We start from the raw sequence: 21,454 nt of genomic DNA, 5'->3' as shown, positions 1-21,454 counted from the left end.
AAGGGACCTGACTCATGGGAGCCCAGCTCCGGGTCTATAAGCGTCGCATCAAATCCGTCACCGCGACCAAGAAGATCACCAAGGCGATGGAGATGATCGCCGCCTCGCGTGTCGTCAAGGCACAGCGCAAGGTGGCGGCCTCCACGCCGTACGCGACCGAGCTCACGCGCGCGGTCACCGCGGTCGGCACGGGCTCGAACACCAAGCACCCGCTGACGACGGAACCGGAGGCGGCGACGCGCTCCGCGGTGCTGCTCCTCTCGAGCGACCGCGGTCTCGCCGGTGCCTTCAACTCCAACGCCATCAAGGCCGCGGAGCAGCTGACCGCGCGTCTCGAGGCCGAGGGCAAGGAGGTCGACTCGTACATCGTCGGCCGCCGTGGTCTGGCCCACTACAAGTTCCGCGAGCGCAAGGTCGTGGAATCGTGGTCGGGCTTCACCGACGAGCCCACGTACGCGGACGCCAAGAACATCGCGGCACCGCTGATCGAGGCGATCGAGAAGGAGACGGCGGAGGGCGGCGTGGACGAACTCCACATCGTCTACACCGAGTTCGTCTCGATGATGACGCAGACGGCCATCGACGGCCGACTGCTGCCGCTCAGTCTCGAAGAGGTCGCGGAGGAGTCGTCCACCAAGGGCGAGATCCTTCCGCTGTTCGACTTCGAGCCGTCGGCGGAGGACGTCCTCGACGCCCTGCTGCCGCGCTACGTCGAGAGCCGTATCTACAACGCGCTGCTCCAGTCGGCTGCTTCCAAGCACGCCGCCACGCGCCGCGCGATGAAGTCGGCGACCGACAACGCCGGGGACCTGATCAACAGCCTCTCCCGGCTTGCCAACGCGGCCCGCCAGGCCGACATCACCCAGGAAATCAGCGAGATCGTCGGCGGCACTGCAGCCCTGTCCGACGCGACCGCGGGGAGTGACAAGTAATGACGACCACTGTTGAGACGGCCGTTGCCACGGGCCGCGTCGCCCGGGTGATCGGCCCGGTCGTCGACGTGGAGTTCCCCGTCGACGCGATGCCGGAGATCTACAACGCCCTGCACGTCCAGGTCGACGACCCGGCCGAGGAGGGCGCTCGCAAGACGCTGACCCTCGAGGTCGCCCAGCACCTGGGCGACGGCGTGGTCCGCGCGATCTCGATGCAGCCCACCGACGGCCTGGTCCGCCAGGCGCCCGTCACCGACACCGGCAAGGGCATCTCGGTGCCGGTCGGCGACGTGACCAAGGGCCGGGTGTTCAACACCCTCGGTGAGGTCCTGAACGACGACCCGTCCACGGTCGCCGACGCCGAGCGCTGGACCATCCACCGCAAGGCCCCGGCGTTCGACCAGCTCGAGTCGAAGACCGAGATGTTCGAGACCGGCCTGAAGGTCGTCGACCTTCTCACCCCGTACGTCAAGGGTGGAAAGATCGGTCTGTTCGGTGGTGCCGGTGTCGGCAAGACCGTGCTCATCCAGGAAATGATCGTCCGTGTGGCCAAGCTGCACGACGGTGTCTCCGTCTTCGCGGGCGTCGGCGAGCGCACCCGTGAGGGCAACGACCTCATGGTCGAGATGGACGAGGCGGGCGTGCTGGACAAGACCGCCCTGGTCTTCGGCCAGATGGACGAGCCGCCGGGCACGCGTCTGCGCGTCGCCCTGGCCGGTCTGACCATGGCGGAGTACTTCCGCGATGTGCAGAAGCAGGACGTGCTGTTCTTCATCGACAACATCTTCCGCTTCACGCAGGCCGGTTCCGAGGTCTCGACCCTGCTCGGCCGCATGCCCTCCGCGGTGGGCTACCAGCCGAACCTGGCCGACGAGATGGGTCTCCTCCAGGAGCGCATCACCTCGACCCGTGGTCACTCGATCACCTCGATGCAGGCGATCTACGTCCCCGCGGACGACCTGACCGACCCGGCCCCGGCGACCACGTTCGCCCACCTCGACGCGACGACGGTGCTTTCCCGTCCGATCTCCGAGAAGGGCATCTACCCGGCCGTGGACCCGCTGGACTCCACGTCCCGCATCCTGGACCCGCGCTACATCGCGCAGGACCACTACGACACCGCCATGCGTGTCCGTACGATCCTGCAGAAGTACAAGGACCTCCAGGACATCATCTCGATCCTCGGCATCGACGAGCTCGGCGAAGAGGACAAGCTCGTCGTCAGCCGTGCCCGTCGCGTGGAGCGCTTCCTGTCCCAGAACACCCACGCCGCCAAGCAGTTCACCGGCGTGGACGGTTCGGACGTGTCCCTCGACGAGTCGATCGCGGCCTTCAACGCGATCTGCGACGGCGAGTACGACCACTTCCCGGAGCAGGCCTTCTTCATGTGCGGTGGTCTCGAGGACCTCAAGAAGAACGCCAAGGAGCTCGGCGTCTCCTGAGCTTCGTAGCTCATCGCGGAGAGGGGCGGGTACACCCCGCGCAGGGGCCGTGTCCCGCCCCTCTTCGTACGCCCACTAGAATTTGACCCAACACCCGGCCGAACCGCCGGGTGGTGACCCGAGGAGCCACCCTTGGCTGCTGAGCTGCATGTCGAGCTGGTCGCAGCGGACCGCAGTGTCTGGTCCGGTGAGGCCACCCTGGTCGTCGCGCGCACCACGTCCGGCGACATCGGCGTCATGCCCGGTCACCAGCCGCTGCTCGGTGTGCTGGAGTCGGGCCCGGTGACCATTCGTACGAGCGACGGCAACACTGTCGTCGCCGCTGTCCACGGCGGATTCATCTCCTTCGCGGACGACAAGCTGTCGCTGCTGGCCGAGATCGCGGAGCTGTCCGACGAGATCGACGTCCAGCGTGCGGAGCGGGCGCTGGAGCGCGCGAAGTCGGAGGCCGACGCCTCCGCCGAGCGGCGTGCCGACGTCCGACTGCGTGCGGTGGCGCGCTGACCCCAGCGCGCGGCGTAACGTGACTCAGCCGCGGCCAGGTCCGGGAACATTCCGGACCGGGTCGCGGCTGAGGCAATGCGGGTGCAATGTATTGGTCCGTTCGAAGAGGCGAGGAGGTCGGTGCCGATGATCCTCACTCTGCTCGTGTGCGGACTTGCTGTGATCGCGCTGGTATTGGTGGGGCTCTTCGTCTTCGGCCTGCGCCGTCGGCTGATCCAGCGCTCCGGCGGAACGTTCGATTGCAGCCTGCGCTGGGACGCGCCCGAGAAGGGCGACACGTCCGGCAAAGGCTGGGGCTACGGGGTCGCCCGCTACAACGGTGACCGGATCGAGTGGTTCCGCGTCTTCTCCTACGCTCCCCGACCCCGCCGGGTCCTCGAACGCTCGGCCATCGAGGTCGTCGACCGCCGCGCCCCCGACGGCGAGGAGGAGCTGGCCCTGCTCTCCGACGCCATAGTCCTGGGCTGCCTGCACCGTGGCGTCCGCCTGGAACTGGCGATGAGCGAGGACGCGCTGACGGGTTTCCTGGCGTGGCTTGAGGCGGCACCGCCGGGCCAGCGAGTGAACGTGGCGTGAGTACGGGCGCCCCGTAAGGGGCGCGGGGAACTGCGCGCCCAGCCGCATACGGCCCGCGGATAAAGACACGAAAGCCCGGGAAACAGGGGGCGTACCTGTCTCCCGGGCTTCTGTAGACGGGCTACTTCAGCCCGTCGTTAATGGCACTCACCAACTCCCCGTTGGAGGTGTCCCCACTGAACTCCCAGAAGAAGGCGCCTCCCAGGCCCTGCTCCTTGGCCCAGGCCATCTTCGCGCGGATCGTGGCGGGCGTGTCGTACGACCACCAGTTGCTGCCGCAGTGGGCATACGCCGTACCGGCGACCGTCCCGTTGGACGGGCAGGAGTTCTTGAGGACCTTGTAGTCCTCGATGCCCGCCTCGTACGTCCCGGGCGCCGCGCCGGTAGCCGTGCCACCCGGCTCCTTCTGGGTGACACCCGTCCAGCCCCGCCCGTAGAAGCCGATGCCGAGCAGCAGCTTCGCGGAGGGCACGCCCTTCGCCTTCAGCTTGGCGATCGCGGCCGCGGAGTTGAAGCCGTCCTTCGGGATGCCCGGGTAGGCCGTGAGCGGCGAGTGCGGGGCCGTCGGTCCCTTGGCGTCCCACGCGCCGAAGAAGTCGTACGTCATCACGTTGTACCAGTCGGCGTACTGCGAGGCGCCGCCGTAGTCCGCGGCGTCGATCTTGCCGCCCGGGGAGCCGTCGGCAGTGATCGCGGCCGTGACGAGGTTCTTGGCGCCGAACTCGGTGCGGAACGCCTGCATCATGTTCTTGAAGACGGCCGGGCCCGAGGTGTCGCAGGACAGGCCGCAGGCGTTCGGGTACTCCCAGTCCAGGTCGATGCCGTCGAAGACGTCGGCCCAGCGCGGGTCCTCGACCAGGTCGTGACAGGACTTGGCGAAGGCCGCCGGGTTCTTCATGGCGTCGGTGAAGCCGCCGGACCAGGTCCAGCCGCCGAAGGACCAGAGGATCTTGATGTTCGGGTACTTCGCCTTCAGCTTGCGCAGCTGGTTGAAGTTGCCGCGCAGCGGCTGGTCCCAGGTGTCGGCGACGCCGTCGACGCTCTGGTCGGCGGTGTACGCCTTGTCGATCGCCGCGTAGGAGTCGCCCATGGTGCACTTGCCGCCCTGGACGTTGCCGAAGCTGTAGTTGATGTGCGTGATCTTGCCCGCCGAGCCGGAGGTGGCGATGTTCTTCGCGTGGTAGTTGCGCTGGTAGACGCCCCACTCCGTGAAGTAGCCGAGCTTGACCTTGTCACCGGGGCCCGGGCCCGGGTCGGTGCTGCCGGTGGTGCGGACCTTGACGGCGCCGCTGGCGGGGCCCGTCTGGTCGGCGGTGTCACGGGCCTGCACGGTGTAGGAGTAGTCGGTGCCCTTGGTCAGGCCCGTGTCGGAGTACGAGGTCCCCGTCACCGTCGAGACCTTGGCGCCGTCGCGCAGCACGTCGTAGTTCTTGACGCCCTTGTCGTCGGTGGCGGCCTTCCAGTCGAGCTTCACCGAGGTGTCGGTGATGCCGGAGGCCACGGGGGTGCCGGGGGCGCTCGGCGGGTTGTCGCCGGGGACGCTGCCGCCGTCACAACTGCCGCCGTTCAGCGTGCACTTGGAGGGGGCGCCGGACCCGGAGCCGTTGAACCCGAAGGAGACCGAGGCGCCGGGGGCGAGCGTCCCGTTCCAGGCGAGGTTCTTGGCGGTCCAGCGGGTGCCGGAGTTGGTGACGGTGGCGTCCCAGGCCGAGGTCACCTTCGTGTCGGCGGGGAAGTCCCACTGGACGTCCCAGGAGCTGAGCGTGGTGGTGCCGGTGTTCTTGATGGTCCACTTGCCCTCGAAGCCGCTGCCCCAGTCCTGGGTCTTGGCGTACGTGGCGGTGGCTTCGGAAGCGGCCTGGGGTGCGGCCTGGGGAGCGGCCTCCGGGGCCGCCTCGGCCGAACCGCCGAGGGCGACCAGGGTGGCGAGCGGTAGCAGCAGGGTGGTCAGTCCGGCCACGGTTCGATGTCTGAGTCTGAGTCTCGAGCGTGCGTGCTGGCTCTGTGTGAAGCGCACGAGGTGCTCCTCGGGTGAGTTCCGGGGGGTCTTAGGGGTTGGGACCCTGCGCCGCCCGTGAGCACGTGGAACACGTGGGGGAGTGCTCACCGCAGTGCGGTGAGAATAGAAAGGTCTGGACCAGCGGTCAAGAGGTCTGAACCAATGGCCGGATTGTGCCCCTCGTGCGCCGTGATCCGCGGATCAGATCCCCAACTCCTGCGCCAGGACGGCCGCTTGGACCCGGCTGCGCAGCTCCAGCTTGCCGAGCATCCGGCTCACATGGGTCTTCACCGTCGCCTCCGCCATGGAGAGCCGGTCCGCGATCTCCGCGTTGGACAGTCCTTCGCCGATGCACGAGAGGACCTCGCGCTCGCGGCGCGTGAGGCTCTCGATGATTGCCGGGTCCGGCGCGTTCTCCCTGCGTACGGCCTTGGCGGGGGCGGCGAACTCCGCGATCAGACGGCGCGTGACGGCCGGGGCGATCAGGCCCTCGCCGCGCGCGACCGTGCGTACTCCTTCGAGGAGGTCCTTCGCCTCGGTGTTCTTCAGGAGGAAGCCGGAGGCGCCCGCGCGCAGCGCCCCGAAGACGTACTCGTCGAGGTCGAAGGTGGTCAGGACGAGGACGTCCGCAAGCCCCTCGGAGACCACCTGGCGCGTTGCCGACACCCCGTCGAGGCGGGGCATCTGAATGTCCATCAGGACCAGGTCGGGGCGGAGCTCGCGGGCGAGCTCGACGGCCTGCTCGCCGTCCGCCGCCTCGCCGACCACCTCGATGTCGGACGCGCTGCGCAGGATCAGGACGAGTCCCGCGCGCACGGCTGACTGGTCTTCGGCGACAAGCACCCGGATCATTCCTTGGCTCCTTCGTCTGCGGGGTCGACGGGCAGGGCGGCGGACACGGTCCACACCTTGCCTTCGTGGGTGCTCTCCGGGCCCGATTCGAAGGTCCCGCCGAGCAGCTCGGTGCGTTCGCGCATGCCGACGAGGCCGGCTCCCGAGCCGGGCGCGCGCGGTCCCGACGGGTCGTCGTACGGGCTCGTCACATGGATCCGCAGGGCGCGCGGCTCCTGGGCGAGCGCCACGGTGACCGGGCCGGGAGAGGCGTGCTTGAGGGCGTTGGTGAGGGACTCCTGGACGATGCGGTACGCCGCCATCTCGACCGGCGCGGGCAGCTTCGGTCCTTCCGCGGCGCGGGCGTCGTCGAGGGTGACGTCGAGCCCGTTGGTGCGGGCGCCCGCGATCAGGGAGCCGAGGCCGTCGAGGGTGGGCGCGGCCGCCGGTTCCAGGTCGCCGCTGTCGGAGCGCAGGATGCCGATGAGGCGGCGCATCTCGGCCAGGCCCTCGACGCTGTTCTCGCGGATGACGGCGAGCGCGTCCTTGCTGGTCTGCGGGGTGTCCAGGGAGAGCGCGGCGGTGGAGTGGATGGCGATCGCCGAGAGGTGGTTGGCGACCATGTCGTGCAGCTCGCGGGCCATCCTGGCGCGCTCCGCCATGACGGCCTGGACGCGGTCCATCTCGGCGAGCAGCGCGGTCTGCTCGGCGCGCAGCTTGGCGGCGTCCGCGGCCTCGCGGTGGTTGCGCACGAGCACGCCCGTGGTGGCGGGCGCGAAGGAGACCACTCCGGCGAGTACGCCGATGAGGATGGCCTCCGGGATCCGGAGCCACGCGAGGAAGCCGATGGTGACCGCGACCGTGAACAGTCCCGTGGTGACCGGGATGCGGCGGGCGGCGGCCGGTGAGCCGTACACGACGGACGCGTACACGATGTCCGTGAACATCAGGATCGACGCGAGATTTCCGTCCGTGAACTGGTCGGCGGCCAGCGTGAGCGTCGCGCAGACCAGGGCGAACTGCGGGGCCGTGCGCCGCAGCAGCGAAAGGCCCGCGAGGACGAACAACGGGATCAGGGCCCAGTCGGCGTCGAGCGGCCGGTCCGTCTGCGCGTGCAGGCCGAGCGCCCACAGCGCGAGCCCGCTGAGCAGGCTGACCGAGGCGATGGTGACATCGACGCGGTGCGGGCGGGCGAGGGGCAGGGCCATGCCCCCATCCAACACGGTGAGCCGGGTGCGCTGCCTGGTCCTGGGGGAGGAACCCGGCCGGTGGCGACTACATCGAAGTGCCTACCGCGGCCGCCGCAGGGGCGCCGCTACATCGAAGGATGCAGCCCCACTTCGTCACTGGCGACGATGATCGGCGGCGCGTGCGGCGGGAGTCTTGGAGGGTGACAGAGGAAGCGACCAGAAGGAGCCAGCCGTGATCGTCACGCTGATCATCATCTGCGAGGTGGGCTTCTGGGTGTTGCTCGCCGCGGGTCTCGCCACCCGCTATCTGCTGCGGATGCCGCGCCTGGGCATCGCGATCCTGCTGTGCGAGCCGCTCCTCGAAGTGCTGCTCCTGATCGTGACCGCCGTCGACCTGAAGAACGGCGCGGACCCCAGCTGGAAGCACGGCCTGGCCGCCCTCTACATCGGCTACACCGTGGGCCACGGCCACCGCACCGTGAAGTGGCTCGACGGCCACGCGGCGCACCGCTTCAACGGCACCCCGGTGCCGCGCCCGCCGCGCTACGGAACGCCCCGCGCCCTGCACGAGGCCAAGGTCTGGCTCGGCTCCGTGGTGGCCGCGGCCGTCGCGAGCGGCCTGCTGCTGCTCGCCATGTGGTACGTGGACGACCCGAGCCGCACCTCGTCGCTGGAGAGCTGGATGTACACGGCCTGGCGCACGGCGGGCATCCACGGCCTGATCGCGCTCAGCTACACGCTGTTTCCGAAGAAGGCCCCGGCGGCCGAGCCCGAGCGGACCGACCGCGAGGACATCCTGAGCAAGCGCTAGCGCTCCCCGCCCGGCACCCACAGCACGTCTCCGACCTCCTTGTTGGCCGTACGGGCCAGGATGAACAGGAGGTCGGAGAGGCGGTTCAGATACGTCGCGGTCAGCGGGTTCATGACCGCTCCGTGGGCCTCGAACGCCGCCCACGTCGAGCGCTCGGCCCGGCGCACCACCGTGCACGCCTGGTGCAGCAGCGCCGCGCCCGGCGTGCCGCCGGGGAGGATGAAGCTGCGCAGCTTCTCCAGCTCTTCGAGGAAGCGGTCGCAGTCCCCCTCCAGCTTGTCGACGTAGGACTGCTCGACGCGCAGCGGCGGGTACTCGGGGTTCTCGACGACCGGCGTGGAGAGGTCGGCGCCGACGTCGAAGAGGTCGTTCTGGACCCGTACGAGGACCTTCACGACCTCCTCGTCGAGCGAGCCGAGGGCGATCGCGGTGCCGATGGCGGCGTTCGCCTCGTTGGCGTCGGCGTACGCCGAGATCCGCAGATCGGTCTTGGCGGTCCTGCTCATGTCGCCGAGGGCCGTCGTCCCCTGGTCGCCGGTCCGGGTGTAGATGCGCGTCAGATTGACCATGCGGCCAGCGTAGTTAGGCACCGGCCTTCTGGAAGACACGTGTGCCCACCGTCACGGAAACCAGGACGAAGCCGAGCGCCATCAGGACGCCGTACAGCATGGCCGTCGTGCCGTATGCGCCCACGTAGCCCGCCCGTACCGCGTCCACGAGATAGCGGAACGGCATGAAGTGCGAGAGCACGTCGAGCCAGGCGGGCGCGAGTGCCATCGGCAGCATCAGGCCCGAGAGCAGCATCGCGGGCAGGCTGATGGCGTTCACCGCGGGCCCGAACTCGTGCGCCTTGGAGACCTTCATCGCCAGGGCGTACGAGAGGGAGGCGAGCCCCGCGCTCAGCACCGCCACGAACACGAACCCGATGAGGATGCCGCCGACCGGCGCGCGCAGCCCCATCGCCAGGGCGGCGATGACGAGCAGCACCGATTGGAAGACGAAGAGCAGGGCGTCGCGGAGCACCCGGCCGAGCAGCAGCGCGAGGCGGCTCACGGGTGTCACGCGCATCCGCTCCACCACGCCGAACTGCTTCTCGACGATGATCGCGAAGCCGCTGAACGAGGCGCCGAACAGGCCGAGTTGGAGCAGCAGTCCCGGCACGAGCACCTGCCAGGAGTCGCCCCGCGAGCCGAGCGGCAGGTCGGAGAGGAGCGGACCGAAGAAGAGCAGGTACAGCAGGGGCGTCAGGACGCCGAAGAGCATCTGGAACTTGGAGCGCAGGGTCTGCCGGGCGTACCGCCCGAAGATCAGCGCGGTGTCGGAGAGCAGTGCGGGCATCGAAGGGGTCCTGGGGTCTCAGACGGCGACGGGGGCCGTGTCGGCGGTGGGCTGGGGGTCGATGTCGCGTCCGGTGATGGCGAGGAAGGTGTCCTGGAGCGTGGCGTCGATCGAGCCGCCGTACCGGAGCTTGAGCGCGCTCGGGGTGCCCTCGGCGACCACCACGCCCTTGTCCACGATGACCAGGCGGTCGGCGAGCGCGTCGGCCTCGTCGAGGTAGTGCGTGGTGAGGAAGACCGTCGTGCCGTGCTCGTCGCGCAGCTGCCGCACCAGTTTCCACAGGTCGGCGCGGCTGCCCGGGTCCAGGCCCGTGGTCGGCTCGTCGAGGAAGAGCACCTCGGGCCGGTGGGTGAGGCCGAGGGCGAGGTCCAGGCGCCTGCGCTGGCCGCCGGAGAGCGCGGCGCAGGGGCGCTCCATCAGCTCGGTCAGGCCGAGGTCGCGCGCGAGTTCCTCAGCGCGCGCGGCCGCCTGATCCTTCGTCAGCCGGTACAGGCGGCCCTGGGTGACCAGCTCCTCGCGTACGGAGACGCTCAGGTCGACGCCGCCGGACTGGGCGACGTACCCGATCCTCGCGCGCACGCCCTCGGGGTCGCGGGCCAGGTCGCGGCCCGCGACGGTGGCGGCGCCCCCGGTGGGCGGCAGGAGCGTGGTCAGCATCCGCAGGGTGGTGGTCTTGCCCGCGCCGTTGGGGCCGAGCAAGCCGAGGATCTCGCCGGGCTCGACGCGCAGGTCGATGCCGCGGACGGCCTCGACGGGGCCGCCCTTGGTCTGGAAGGTCCGGGCGAGCCCGGAGGTGCTGATGATTGCCATGGCGACCACAAAAACAGAGTCCATGCAATTTTGCAATCTCTCCAAAATTTCAGAGACCCTAGGATGGAGGGATGAGTGAGGGCCTGAGGGAGCGCAAGAAGCGGCAGACCAAGCAGCGGATCTCGGACATCGCGACCGGGCTCTTCCTGGAACACGGCTTCGTGACCGTTACCATCGCGGAGATCGCGGACGCCGCCGACGTCTCGGTCAACACGGTCTACAACTACTTCCCGGCCAAGGAGGACCTCTTCCTCGACCGGGGCGAGAGCGTCGTCGACCGGCTCTCCGGCCACGTGCGCGGCCGCCGCGAGGGGGAGTCCGCGGCCGACGCCGTCCTGCGCGAGCTGCGCGCCGACGTCGAGGCGGTGTCGCCGACCGTCGGGCTCTTCCCCGGCTGGGCCGACTTCATGAAGGTCATCACCGAGGCGCACGCCCTGCGCTCCCGGCTCTGGGCCATCCAGCAGGAGGTCGTCGACCGGCTCACCCGGACCCTCGCCGAGGAGACCGGCGCCGCCGAGGGGGACCCGCTGCCCGGGCTCGTCGCGGGCCAGCTCGCCTGGGTCCACAGCACGCTCATGGCCTGGATCGGCGACGAGATGACCAAGTGCCGCAAGCCCGCCGAGGTCTCCCGCGAAGCGCTCGTCCTGCTCGACGAGATGGAGGACCTGCTCAGCGAGAAAGTCCTCAACTACGCGGTGCGTGGCGCCAAATGATCCGTGTCAGTGTGATGTCCGTCATCTGAGACGTGACGCGCATCTCTTCGCGGACACATGCGCCCTCACGACCGCTAACGTGCGCCGAAGAGGCATGCGTAAACAGCGTGTAAGCCAAGCGTGATAAGCGGTAGGGGAGTCGGAACAGTGGCACGGAAGCTCGCCGTCATCGGAGCCGGACTCATGGGGTCCGGCATCGCTCAGGTCTCCGCCCAGGCGGGCTGGGACGTCGTCCTGCGAGACGTCACCGATGAGGCCCTGACCCGTGGCACCGACGGGATCAAGGCCTCCTACGAGAAGTTCGTGAGCAAGGGCAAGCTCGCCGCCGAGGACGCCGAGGCGGCGCTCGGGCGCATCACGACCACCACCGACCTGGACGCCGTCGCCGACGCGGACATCGTCGTCGAGGCCGTGTTCGAGAAGCTCGAGGTCAAGCACGAGATCTTCCGTACGCTCGACAAGCTCGTGCGCGAGGACGCCGTGCTCGCCTCCAACACCTCCGCCATCCCGATCACCAAGATCGCGGCCGTGACGGAGCGCCCGGAGCGCGTGGTCGGCGCCCACTTCTTCTCGCCCGTACCGATGATGCAGCTCTGCGAGCTCGTGCGCGGCTACAAGACCAGCGACGAAACCCTCGCCCGCACCCGTGAGTTCGCCGAGTCCGTCGGCAAGACCTGCATCGTCGTCAACCGTGACGTCGCGGGCTTCGTGACGACCCGGCTGATCTCCGCCCTCGTCGTCGAGGCCGCCAAGCTCCACGAGTCGGGCGTCGCCACCGCCGAGGACATCGACATCGCCTGCAAGCTCGGCTTCGGGCACGCCATGGGACCGCTCGCGACCGCCGACCTCACGGGCGTCGACATCCTGCTGCACGCCACCGAGAACATCTACACGGAGTCCCAGGACGAGAAGTTCGCGCCGCCGGAGCTGATGCGCCGGATGGTTGACGCCGGTGACATCGGGCGCAAGAGCGGGCAAGGGTTCTACAAGCACTGAACCAGTACTGACGTACGCCGCCTGACGCCTCGTCGGACGCTTCGTCGCCTCGCGGGTCACCCCTCGGAGTGAATTCGGTATCGGTTCGCTTACAGACGGCAACTTCCTTGCCCGCGCGGCAGTCAGTTGCAGTGACATACGCAGAACGCGTTACGGATCAGACGTCACAGCAGACACAGCACTCTCGGGGAGCGCATATGCACATCAGGGGCGACCAGGCCCAGCTGGTCGTCGGGGGACGCCTCGACGTACGCAGCGCGGCGGACGCCCGTACGGTCCTGCACTCGGCCGTCGACGACGGAGCCGGCGATCTGGTGCTCGACCTGTCCGAACTCGACTCGTGGGACGCCACGGGACTCGGCGTCATCATGGGCGCGCACCGCAGAGCGGGCAGGTGCGGACGCAGGCTCGTGCTGCGCCACGTGCCGCCCCAGATGCAGCGCCTCCTCGTGGCGACCCGGCTGCACCGGATCCTCGCCATCGAGGGCGGCATCGGCGTCGAATCGCTCCCCAGAGCCTGAACCCGCACCTCACGCACAATCCTCACGAGACTGTGACGTCTCGGGCGGGGCGGTACCCCGCCCTCTCGTAGATACTGAGCAAAGGTCTAGGGTTCGGTCGCCCACCGATATACGAACCCGCACGGGGGCACCGGACCAGAAGCGACAGCGCAGTGTGCACGAAGGCCGGAGGGGGCTCTGCACACCACGCATCTGGGGGGCTAAGACCATGGACCCGATGAACCGGGGACCGGAAGAGTACGGCCAAGACGGCTTCGACGACGGCTACGACAACGACTTCGACGACGACGGATCGGCGCGCCCCGCGCGCCCGCAGCGCGACCCCATGACACCGGACTTCGGCCAGCCCGCACCCGTGCTGGCCCGCACCGTGCAGCTCGTCTCGGGTGACTTCCTGCTCACCGTCAATCCCGTCGACGGCAGCGAGATCGAGGCCTGCCCGCCCGGCGAACGCCCGGGCAGGCCCACCAAGCACACCGCGGCCGAGCGCGCCGAACTGCGCAGGGCCGCGATGCCGCCCGTGCCGCCGGGGCCCGCACTGCCCAGGCTGCCGCTCCTGGAGCGCCAGGAAGAGCGCGAGCGGCTCGTACGACTGCTCGCGCGCGGCCGCTCCGTACGGCTCACCGGACCCGCGGGATCGGGGCGCACGACGCTCCTGAACGCCGTCGCGGACGACTGCGCGGACCTGGCGCCCGACGGCGTCGTCCGGCTCTCCGGCTACCGCAGGACGGTCACGGAGCTGCTCCACGACCTCTTCGCGCACGTCTACAACGCACCGCTGCACCGGCCCGAGCGCGCCCTGCTGCTCGAACTCGTCCACGACATCGGCGCCGTCGTCGTCCTCGACGACCTGGAGTTCGGCGGCGCGGGCCTGGACGAGCTGCTGGACGCGACACCCGAGTGCGCCTTCGTCATCTCCGCCACGCCCGACGTCGCGGCGCCGTCCGCCGAATCCTCCCTCGAAGAGGTCTTCCTCGGCGGACTCGGCCGCGGCGGGGGCCTGGAGCTCCTGGAGCGCGTCGTCGGCCGCGTCCTCGACGACGAGGAGGCCAACTGGGCGGGCGACCTCTGGTTCGAGTCCGAGGGGTTGCCGCTGCGCTTCGTGCAGGCCGGCGCCCTGCTCCGGCAGCGCGACCAACTGCGCGCCGACCCCGCCGCCTTCGAGGAGAACGGCTACTACGTCGAGAGCCCGGTCGACGCGCCCTTCGACGCCGTCGAGGGCCCCGACGTACCGCTGCCCTCGCTCGCCGACGGCGCGGCGCCCGCGGCCCTGCTCGCGTCCCGGCTCAGCCCGTCGGCCCGCGCCACGCTGCGCTTCGCCGTCGCGCTCGGCGGCGAACTGCCGCACCAGGCGCACCTGCCGGCCCTGGTGGGCGACACGCACGCGGACGCGGCCCTCGCCGAACTGGTGAGCTGCGCCCTGGTCGGCGCGGTCGGCGCGCACTACCGCCTCGCCGCCGGGGTCCGCACCCAGCTGGAGTCCTTCGGCTACACCGACGACGACGCCGCGCAGGCCAAGGCCGCCGCCCAGCACTACGCCTGGTGGTCCGGTCACCCCTCGGTCACCCCCGAGCGGGTCGCCGCCGAGGCGGACGCCGTGCTCGCCGCGCTCGGCGCGCTGGTCGCCCCGGCGAGCGGCGCCGCCGTGCTGCTGGCCCGCACCGCGGCGCCCGCCTTCGCGGGCGGGCTCGACTGGGGCGCCTGGGAGCGCGCCCTGCGATCCGGCCAGGAAGCCGCGCGGAACGCCGGTGAGGTCGCCGAAGAGGCCTACTTCCACCACGAGTTGGGCATCCTCGCGCTCTGCGGCGGACAGCTCGACCGGGCCCGCGCCGAGCTGGAGGCCTCCATAGGCCTGCGCGGCGCACTCGCCGACAAGCGCGGCATGATCTCCGGGCGCAGGGCCCTCGCCCTGGTCGCCGACCGCTCGGGCGGCATGCTGCCGGGCGGCGGCGCCACCGCGGGCGAAGAGGTGCCCGACGCGCGGTACGAGGAGTCGGCGTCGCCCCCCGGCGGCATCCCCGCGGCCTTCGCCCTGCCGGAGCCGCCCCCGGAGCCGGACACCCTGGTCACCAGCAGGATCAGCCCCGTCGTGGGCTCGGGACCCGCGCCGAGCCGCCGCTCCATCATCAGCGGCACCCGGCGCAACCTCATCGCGGCGGGCGCGGGCGCCCTGCTCGTCGCCGTCCTCGGCACGGTCGTCACGCTCGGCGCCACCTCCGACAACAACGACCCGTCCCAGGGCGACAAGGTCAAGACGGAGCAGTCGGCGAAGGAGGACCGCGACGGCGGCGGCCTCGACGCCGACAAGCCGCAGAAGGACTCCACGAGCCGTCCCGACGACCCGGGCAAGGACGGCGTCGTCGGGACGTCGGACGACCCCACGCCGAGCGACAGCGGGAAGCCTTCGGGCTCGCCGACCGAGAGCGGCAAGCCGTCGGGCGATCCGACCGACGAGCCGACGAAGCCGACGGACAAGCCCACCAAGCCGACCGACGAGCCCACCAAGCCGACGAAGCCCCCGACGAAGCCGCCGACGACCCCGCCGACCAAGCCGCCGACGACCCCGCCGACGACGCCGCCCACGACCCCGCCGACGACTCCTCCCACGAGCGACGCCCCGCCGTCCTCGCCCGACACCTCGGTGTCGGCGAGCGGCCCGGCGAGCAGCAGTGGGCCGCAGTCCCCGGCCGAGTCGGGGACGGCTTAGGCGCTCCGGCGCGACGGGCGCATACGGAGAGGGCCGGGTCCACCAGGACCCGGCCCTCTCCGTATGCGTACGAGCGTGTGTACGACGGGTCAGAACAGCCGCAGCTTGTCGTCCTCGATGCCGCGCAGTGCGTTGTAGTCCAGGATGGCGCAGCCGATGCCGCGGTCCGTGGCGAGCACCCGGGCCTGCGGCTTGATCTCCTGTGCGGCGAAGATGCCCCTGACCGGCGCCAGGTGCGGGTCGCGGTTCAACAGCTCGAGATAGCGCGTGAGTTGCTCCACGCCGTCGATCTCGCCGCGCCGCTTGATCTCCACGGCGACGGTCTGTCCGTCGGCGTCGCGGCAGAGGATGTCCACCGGGCCGATCGCCGTCATGTACTCGCGGCGGATCAGCGAATATCCGTCGCCGAGTGTCTCGATCCGGTCGGCGAGGAGCTCCTGAAGGTGTGCTTCCACGCCGTCCTTGATGAGGCCGGGGTCGACGCCCAGTTCGTGGGAGGAATCGTGCAGGATCTCCTCCATCGTGATGATGAGCTTCTCGCCCCCCTTGTTCACGACGGTCCACACCCCGGCGTCGTCCCCCGAACCCTCCTTCAAGGTGCAGGGCGGGGACATCCAGTTCAGTGGTTTGTAGGCCCTGTCGTCCGCGTGGATCGACACGCTGCCGTCCGCCTTCACGAGGATCAGGCGGGGGGCCGACGGGAGATGGGCGGTGAGCCTGCCCGCGTAGTCCACGGAGCATCGGGCAATGACGAGACGCATGGGGCGCAACGCTACTCGACCGGGGCCGGTGCACGCGATTCGCCCACCCCTCTCCGTCACGCGCACGACTTGTCCGACGATGAACCTGTTCGATCCTGGCCGGTTATGTGCCCAATCTCCTGGTGCCGTTACCGCCCGTTGCCTACCGTAGAAGCGGGAGGTCGTCATCCGTGCACGCTGCGTATGCGGACTCCTTCCCTGTCCGTAAGCCCCCGCTCCCCGGGGGTGTGAGAGGAGAACCCATGTCGCTGGACGTCTCACCGGCACTGTTGGAACAGGCCGAGCGAGGCGAGGTGGACGAAGCAGCATTCGTCGACTGCGTCCGGAGCTCCCTGCCTTACGCATGGGAGATGATCAGCTCCTTGGTGGCCCAGCTGAAGGTTGACGGCGGCGAGTTCGCCGACAACCAGACGCCGCCGCCGGACGAGCAGGCACGCGGACAGCTGTTGCGCGCGCTCGCGAGCGACGCGATTCGCGGCGCTCTGCAGCGGCACTTCGGAGTGCGTCTGGCATTCCAGAACTGCCACCGCGTGGCGGTGTTCCCGCTGGACCCGTCGGTGGACGAACGACTCGCCCGCTTCACCTCGATCCGGGGCCAGTTGCTCAACCAGTCACCCGAACTGCGCGACTGCTGACGCCTGTTGCTGCCGCTCCGTACGCGGGAGGTGTTCAGTCCGGAGCGGCAGCTCCGCAGCGCGAGGGCAGCCTCAGCCGAGCTGGGGCAGCACTTCGGCGCCCAGTCTCCGTACGTTCTCCTCGGTGGCGGTGAGATCACCGGAGCCCTCGACGAGCAGCGCGAAGCGCGTGATGCCCGTGCGCTCCGAGGTGGCGGCGAGCCGGTCGGCACAGACCTGTGGGGTGCCCACGGGGTGCAGCCCGCAGAGCAGTTCGGTGTAGGCGAGCGGATCGCGCATGGCCCGCTTGCGGCCGTCCACCGTGACATGGGCGTCCAGACCCTGTTTGAGCCAGCCGGGCATGGCCTTCTGTAACATCTCCGCCGCCTCCAGACGCCGGTCGGCGATCTGGGCGACACCGGCGGAGACGTGCGCGGCGGTGGCGATTTCCTCGGGCGTATGCCCCGAAGCACGTGCGTGCCGATTCCACAAGGCCACCATTTCGGCCTTCTCGACGTCGCCCACGTGCATGCCGAGCAGCATCGGCAGACCGCGCTGCGCGGCGAGCCGCACGCTCGACGGCGACGTGCAGGCGACGACGACCTCGGGGCCGCTCTCGCCCTGGCCGCCGAGCGCCTCCTGCGGGCGCGGTACGACGGCGACCTCGCGGAAGGCGAACCGCTCGCCCGCGCTCTCGACCCGGGGTTCCCGCAGCCACTTGAGCAGCAGGTCGAGGGATTCGGGGAACCCCTTCTCGTACGCGTCGAGACCGGATCCGAAGACCTCCAGGTCCACCCACGGGCCGCCGCGTCCGACGCCGAGCGAGAAGCGTCCGCCGGACGTCAGGTGCAGCAGCGCCGCCTGCTCGCCGAGCGCGACGGGGTGCACGGTGGGCAGGACGCTCACCGCCGTACCGACGTGGATACGCCGGGTCCGCCCGAGGAGCAGTGCCGCCAGCGTCACCGCCGACGGGCACGTGCCGTACGGAACGAAGTGGTGTTCGGCGAGCCAGACCGCGTCCAGCCCCGCCTCCTCGGCCACCTCGGCGGACCGCACCGCCCGGTGCAGCGCCTCCCCCTGCCCCTGACCGGGGAACTGGGCGGCCAGAACAAAACTACCTACACGCATGAAACTCCTGCCTCCTTGGCGCCGACGCAGGCACTCCCCCTACGGGCAACAACGCGTGACACGTGCCAAAGGCACGGCCTGGCGTGAAGATTGTTGGATTTTCTGCGCAATGGCAGGGGGCCCTGTGGGCGCCGGTGCGGGACGGGTACCCCTCGACGTGGCGCGTAGGCTGGTCGCACCCCTGATAGCCGTACAGCCCGTGAGGTGTCCTGTGTCCCCGCGTCGCAACCGCCCCAAGGGCGCCGGAGAGTCGAGCCCGTCCGCGCCGTCCGCCGACGCGGAACAGGGCGGCCGCTACGGAAGCTTCGAGCGCTCCGAGGACTGGCAGGGCGAGACGTGGAAGGTCCGGCACGTCGCGGGCGCGAGCGCGGCGGGCAAGCGCTACCGCTGCCCCGGCTGCGACCAGGAGATCCCCTCGGGCCTCGCGCACGTGGTGGCCTGGCCCGAGCACTCGGGCGTGGACGAGCGCAGGCACTGGCACAAGGCGTGCTGGAACGCGAAGGACCGCCGCACCACGCGGGTGCAGCGGTCCCGTAACGCTCCGAGGTACTGAGCCTCGTACGGCTAGACGTCGCGCTTCTCCAGGAGGGCGAAGGCGCCCGCGACGGCCGCGGCCGTGACGACGACGAGCACCGTCAGCTGCGAACCGCCGCCGGTGCCGTCGTCCTCCGCGCCGAAGATCTTGGCGAGGGCGGTGATGGCGTTGTAGTCGTTCATCTTCTCGCCGAGCGACTGCGTGCTCTCCCAGATCATCAGGAACGCGGGCATGATCGCGGGGACCAGGACCACGCCGAGCATCGCGGTGATGGCGCCCGCGGAGTGCCGCAGCATGGAGCCGACGGCGAGCGCGAGCACACCGAGCAGCGAGACGTACAGGCTGCCCTTGAAGACCGTGCCCGCCCAGGGGATGTCGCCCGCCTCGGGGCCGCTGTTCAGGCTCGACGTCACCAGGCCGACGAACAGGATGGAGCCCGCGGACACGACGAAGGCCGTGGCGAAGAAGACCAGGATCTTCGCGGCGAGGACGCGGTGGCGCTGCGGCGAGGCCGTGAACGTCGTACGGATCATGCCCGTGCCGTACTCGGACGAGGTGACCAGGACGCCGAGCGTGATCAGGCAGATCTGCCCGAGCATCAGGCCGAAGAAGGCCGGGACGGTGAACGGCATCTCCGCGTAGTTGCGCGGCTCGGTGTTCGCGGCCGCGAGCAGACCGATGCCGACGACGAGGGCCAGGAAGGTGCCCAGGGTCCACATCGTCGAGCGGACCGACTTGATCTTCGTCCACTCGGAGCTGAGCGCGTTGCCGAGGTGGGTCTTCTTGACCGGGATCGGCGAGGTGTAGGCGTTGGCCATCGCCTGCTGCCAGGCGGACGGCGGCGCGGGGGCGGCGGGCGGCGGGGCCATCGGGGCCGCGTGCGGCGCGGGCGCCCCGGCCGGGGCGTACATCTGCTGGGGCTGCTGCGCCTGCGGCTGCTGCTGCGGAGTCGGAGGCGTGGTCATCGTGCATCCTCGTTGTCGGTGGCGCGCTTGGACATGTCGGGGGCGGGAGCCGCGGCGTACGGGTTCTGCCCGTCCTGCGGCTGCGGCATCGCGAAGGGCTGACCGCCCTGCTGGGGCGGCGGCGGCGCGTACCAGCCGGGCTGGCCCTGGCCGGGCAGCGGCGGCTGGCCTTGGCCGGGCAGCGGCGCGCCGGGCGGCAGCTGCTGCTGGAGGCCCGCGCGCTGGTCGACCGTGGAGCGGTAGTCGACGGCGCCCTGCGTCATCCGCATGTACGCCTCCTCCAGCGAGGCCTGGTGCGGGGAGAGCTCCCACAGGCGGACGTCCGCGCCGTGCGCGAGCTCGCTGATGCGGGGGAGCGGCAGGCCGGTCACGCGCAGCGCGCCGTCCTGCTCGGGCATGACCTGGCCGCCCGCCTCGGACAGCGTGGCCGACAGCTTCTCGCGCTGCTGCCCGTCGCCTTCCGGCGTGCGCACGCGCGCGAAGTCGGCGGAGTTGTGGGAGATGAAGTCCGTGACGCTCATGTCGGCGAGCAGCTGGCCGCGGCCGATCACGATCAGGTGCTCGGCGGTGAGGGCCATCTCGCTCATCAGGTGCGAGGAGACGAAGACCGTACGTCCCTCGGCGGCGAGCGACTTCATCAGGTTGCGGACCCAGAGGATGCCCTCGGGGTCGAGGCCGTTGACCGGCTCGTCGAAGAGCAGCACCTGCGGGTCGCCCAGGAGCGCGGCCGCGATGCCCAGGCGCTGGCCCATGCCGAGCGAGAAGCCCTTGGAGCGCTTCTTCGCCACCTCCTGCAGACCCACGACGCCGAGCACCTCGTCGACCCTGCGGGCCGGGATGCCGGAGAGCTGCGCGAGGCACAGCAGGTGGTTGCGGGCGTGCCTGCCGCCGTGCACGGCCTTGGCGTCGAGCAGCGCGCCGACCTGACGCGGGGCGTTGGGGAGCTTGCGGTACGGGTAACCGCCGATCGTCACCTGCCCCGTGGTGGGGGCGTCGAGCCCGAGGATCATGCGCATCGTCGTCGACTTGCCCGAGCCGTTGGGGCCCAGGAAGCCCGTGACGGTACCGGGCCGCACCTGGAAGGAAAGGTTGTACACGGCTGTCTTGGCGCCGTAGCGCTTCGTCAGGCCGACTGCCTCGATCATTCTCCGCACCCATCGAATGGTTCAGGACGTCGGGGCACACGCCCCCGTAAGGGTTAGGAGGATAACGGGGAGCTGACGGTTCCAGCCAAGAGCTAGTAAAACCGCCGGGTCACCCGAGCGGGGTCGGAAGGTCCGTCAACGGCAGCACCCAGCCCGCGGCGGCGAAGAGCTGTGTGCCCCGCTCGCGCAGTGCGGCGTCCGCGGCGGCCCGCCGCACCCAGGCCGCCGCGTCGGGCCCGAGAAGCGCGCGCAGGGCCGGGGACGCGGCAAGGAGCGCGTCGAGCAGTGCCGCCTGGTCGCCGCCGCCGGGGCGCGGCAGGCCCGTCGCCGGGTCGGCGAGGACGCCGCGCGCGCTCACGTAGAGGTACGCGCCGTCGAGCGGCGTCCCGCCGGGCAGGGCCATCTCGTACGGGACGCCGGGCAGCCACACCCGCCGGTAGTTGGGCAGCTCCGTGCCGTCGACCGCGGCGAGCTGTGCCGCGTCCAGCCAGGAGACGACGAGGGCGCGCCGCGCGGTGGGGTCCGGGTAGGGGGCGGCCGCCACGTATCCGGCCCGGCCGATGTGGGCCGAGCAGCCCACGCCGATGCCGCGCAGCCGCACGGGGACCATCGGCACGGCACAGGAGAGGCCCAGTCCGGCGAGCTTGTGGGTCACCTGCCCGGGGGAGGCGTTCGAGCCGACGGCGATGACGGGGCGGCGCTCGGCGACGGGGGCCTGCCCGAGCCCGGTGAGGACCGCGTCGAGCGAGCGGCGCGGCCCGTGCCCCCCGACGGCCCACGCACCGGGCCCGCCGGGCCTCGCGCGCAGCGGCAGCAGCTCGGCGCCGGTCAGCAGCGAGGGGGCTCCGACCGGGCGGCCCGGGTAGGTCAGCGGACGCAGCGCGGGCACCCCGTCGAAGCCGAGTGCCGCGAGCCCGCGGTCCTGAGTGGTCACAC

General features: G+C 70.5%; 22 protein-coding genes. 11 read left to right on the top strand and 11 right to left on the bottom strand.

Annotated features, from left to right (window positions below; all coding sequences use genetic code 11):
- The first annotated feature begins 14 nt into the window (after positions 1 to 14).
- The 4 genes from CP970_RS13535 (at position 15) to CP970_RS13520 (ending at position 3,454) form a co-directional block, all read left to right on the top strand.
- Positions 15 to 932: a F0F1 ATP synthase subunit gamma gene (locus CP970_RS13535; protein ID WP_055543555.1), complete on the top strand. Its 918-nt coding sequence runs from the start codon at positions 15 to 17 to the stop codon at positions 930 to 932.
- Positions 932 to 2,374, top strand: coding sequence for a F0F1 ATP synthase subunit beta (gene atpD, locus CP970_RS13530; RefSeq protein WP_055543554.1), 1,443 nt, complete (start codon positions 932 to 934; stop codon positions 2,372 to 2,374). The genes CP970_RS13535 and atpD overlap by 1 nt, the downstream gene beginning before the upstream one ends.
- A gap of 132 nt (positions 2,375 to 2,506) precedes the next feature.
- Positions 2,507 to 2,878, top strand: coding sequence for a F0F1 ATP synthase subunit epsilon (locus CP970_RS13525; protein ID WP_055543553.1), 372 nt, complete (start codon positions 2,507 to 2,509; stop codon positions 2,876 to 2,878).
- Between the two features lie 126 nt (positions 2,879 to 3,004).
- Positions 3,005 to 3,454 (top strand): DUF2550 domain-containing protein, encoded by a 450-nt coding sequence (locus CP970_RS13520; RefSeq protein ID WP_055552327.1) that lies wholly within the window; start codon positions 3,005 to 3,007, stop codon positions 3,452 to 3,454.
- Positions 3,455 to 3,575: 121 nt separating this feature from the next.
- Here the strand turns inward: CP970_RS13520 and CP970_RS13515 are convergent, their stop codons facing one another.
- The 3 genes from CP970_RS13515 to CP970_RS13505 form a co-directional block, all read right to left on the bottom strand.
- Positions 3,576 to 5,414, bottom strand: a complete 1,839-nt coding sequence (locus tag CP970_RS13515) for a glycoside hydrolase family 18 chitinase (RefSeq protein ID WP_224058420.1) — start codon at positions 5,412 to 5,414, stop codon at positions 3,576 to 3,578.
- A 240-nt stretch (positions 5,415 to 5,654) separates the two neighbouring features.
- Entirely contained in the window at positions 5,655 to 6,305 is a 651-nt protein-coding gene (locus CP970_RS13510; protein WP_055552331.1) for a response regulator, read from the bottom strand.
- A complete protein-coding gene (locus CP970_RS13505) occupies positions 6,302 to 7,492 on the bottom strand; it encodes a sensor histidine kinase (protein ID WP_055552333.1) in 1,191 nt (396 codons plus the stop codon). The genes CP970_RS13510 and CP970_RS13505 overlap by 4 nt, the downstream gene beginning before the upstream one ends.
- 214 nt (positions 7,493 to 7,706) lie before the next feature.
- Between CP970_RS13505 and CP970_RS13500 the strand changes: the two genes are divergently transcribed.
- Positions 7,707 to 8,285, top strand: a complete 579-nt coding sequence (locus CP970_RS13500) for a hypothetical protein (protein WP_055552335.1) — start codon at positions 7,707 to 7,709, stop codon at positions 8,283 to 8,285.
- Here the strand turns inward: CP970_RS13500 and CP970_RS13495 are convergent.
- From CP970_RS13495 to CP970_RS13485, 3 genes are read right to left on the bottom strand one after another with little or no spacing between them, the layout of a single operon-like run.
- A complete protein-coding gene (locus CP970_RS13495) occupies positions 8,282 to 8,854 on the bottom strand; it encodes a cob(I)yrinic acid a,c-diamide adenosyltransferase (protein ID WP_055552337.1) in 573 nt (190 codons plus the stop codon). The two genes, CP970_RS13500 and CP970_RS13495, sit on opposite strands and share 4 nt — an antisense overlap.
- 13 nt (positions 8,855 to 8,867) lie before the next feature.
- Positions 8,868 to 9,623, bottom strand: coding sequence for an ABC transporter permease (locus tag CP970_RS13490; RefSeq protein WP_055552339.1), 756 nt, complete (start codon positions 9,621 to 9,623; stop codon positions 8,868 to 8,870).
- 18 nt (positions 9,624 to 9,641) lie between these two features.
- Positions 9,642 to 10,433, bottom strand: coding sequence for an ABC transporter ATP-binding protein (locus tag CP970_RS13485; RefSeq protein ID WP_055552356.1), 792 nt, complete (start codon positions 10,431 to 10,433; stop codon positions 9,642 to 9,644).
- 71 nt (positions 10,434 to 10,504) lie between these two features.
- Here CP970_RS13485 and CP970_RS13480 point away from each other — a divergent pair, with 71 nt between their 5' ends.
- The 4 genes from CP970_RS13480 to CP970_RS13465 all read left to right on the top strand — a co-directional run bounded on the left by CP970_RS13480 (position 10,505) and on the right by CP970_RS13465 (position 15,370).
- Positions 10,505 to 11,146, top strand: a complete 642-nt coding sequence (locus tag CP970_RS13480) for a TetR/AcrR family transcriptional regulator (protein WP_055552341.1) — start codon at positions 10,505 to 10,507, stop codon at positions 11,144 to 11,146.
- Positions 11,147 to 11,293: 147 nt separating this feature from the next.
- The gene (locus CP970_RS13475; RefSeq protein ID WP_055552343.1) at positions 11,294 to 12,142 is read left to right on the top strand and encodes a 3-hydroxyacyl-CoA dehydrogenase family protein; all 849 of its coding nucleotides are present in this window, start codon (positions 11,294 to 11,296) and stop codon (positions 12,140 to 12,142) included.
- A gap of 197 nt (positions 12,143 to 12,339) precedes the next feature.
- Positions 12,340 to 12,663: an STAS domain-containing protein gene (locus CP970_RS13470; protein WP_030792181.1), complete on the top strand. Its 324-nt coding sequence runs from the start codon at positions 12,340 to 12,342 to the stop codon at positions 12,661 to 12,663.
- 208 nt (positions 12,664 to 12,871) lie between these two features.
- Positions 12,872 to 15,370, top strand: coding sequence for an ATP-binding protein (locus tag CP970_RS13465; RefSeq protein WP_055552346.1), 2,499 nt, complete (start codon positions 12,872 to 12,874; stop codon positions 15,368 to 15,370).
- 89 nt (positions 15,371 to 15,459) lie between these two features.
- Here CP970_RS13465 and nucS read toward each other — a convergent pair whose 3' ends face one another.
- A complete protein-coding gene (gene nucS / locus CP970_RS13460) occupies positions 15,460 to 16,131 on the bottom strand; it encodes an endonuclease NucS (RefSeq protein ID WP_055552348.1) in 672 nt (223 codons plus the stop codon).
- A 242-nt stretch (positions 16,132 to 16,373) separates the two neighbouring features.
- Here nucS and CP970_RS13455 point away from each other — a divergent pair, with 242 nt between their 5' ends.
- A complete protein-coding gene (locus CP970_RS13455; RefSeq protein ID WP_055552350.1) occupies positions 16,374 to 16,766 on the top strand; it encodes an SCO5389 family protein in 393 nt (130 codons plus the stop codon).
- A gap of 72 nt (positions 16,767 to 16,838) precedes the next feature.
- Here the strand turns inward: CP970_RS13455 and CP970_RS13450 are convergent, their stop codons facing one another.
- Positions 16,839 to 17,873 carry an LLM class flavin-dependent oxidoreductase gene (locus CP970_RS13450; protein WP_055552352.1) on the bottom strand — a complete coding sequence of 345 codons (1,035 nt, stop codon included), beginning with the start codon at positions 17,871 to 17,873 and terminating at the stop codon, positions 16,839 to 16,841.
- 211 nt (positions 17,874 to 18,084) lie between these two features.
- Here CP970_RS13450 and CP970_RS13445 point away from each other — a divergent pair, with 211 nt between their 5' ends.
- Positions 18,085 to 18,426, top strand: coding sequence for a hypothetical protein (locus CP970_RS13445; RefSeq protein WP_055552354.1), 342 nt, complete (start codon positions 18,085 to 18,087; stop codon positions 18,424 to 18,426).
- 11 nt (positions 18,427 to 18,437) lie between these two features.
- On the opposite strand, the gene CP970_RS13440 is transcribed toward CP970_RS13445, so the two are convergent.
- The 3 genes from CP970_RS13440 to CP970_RS13430 form a co-directional block, all read right to left on the bottom strand.
- Complete coding sequence (locus CP970_RS13440; protein WP_398656929.1) at positions 18,438 to 19,277, bottom strand: ABC transporter permease; 840 nt, start codon at positions 19,275 to 19,277, stop codon at positions 18,438 to 18,440.
- Between the two features lie 92 nt (positions 19,278 to 19,369).
- Positions 19,370 to 20,518 (bottom strand): ABC transporter ATP-binding protein, encoded by a 1,149-nt coding sequence (locus CP970_RS13435; RefSeq protein WP_055549048.1) that lies wholly within the window; start codon positions 20,516 to 20,518, stop codon positions 19,370 to 19,372.
- 109 nt (positions 20,519 to 20,627) lie between these two features.
- Positions 20,628 to 21,452, bottom strand: a complete 825-nt coding sequence (locus CP970_RS13430; RefSeq protein WP_055549050.1) for a hypothetical protein — start codon at positions 21,450 to 21,452, stop codon at positions 20,628 to 20,630.
- Positions 21,453 to 21,454: the final 2 nt, after the last annotated feature.

Source organism: Streptomyces kanamyceticus, from assembly GCF_008704495.1.
Classification (GTDB): domain Bacteria; phylum Actinomycetota; class Actinomycetes; order Streptomycetales; family Streptomycetaceae; genus Streptomyces; species Streptomyces kanamyceticus.
The sequence above is the reverse complement of the archived record's forward strand: the minus strand, read 5'-3'. Positions and strand labels throughout refer to the sequence as shown.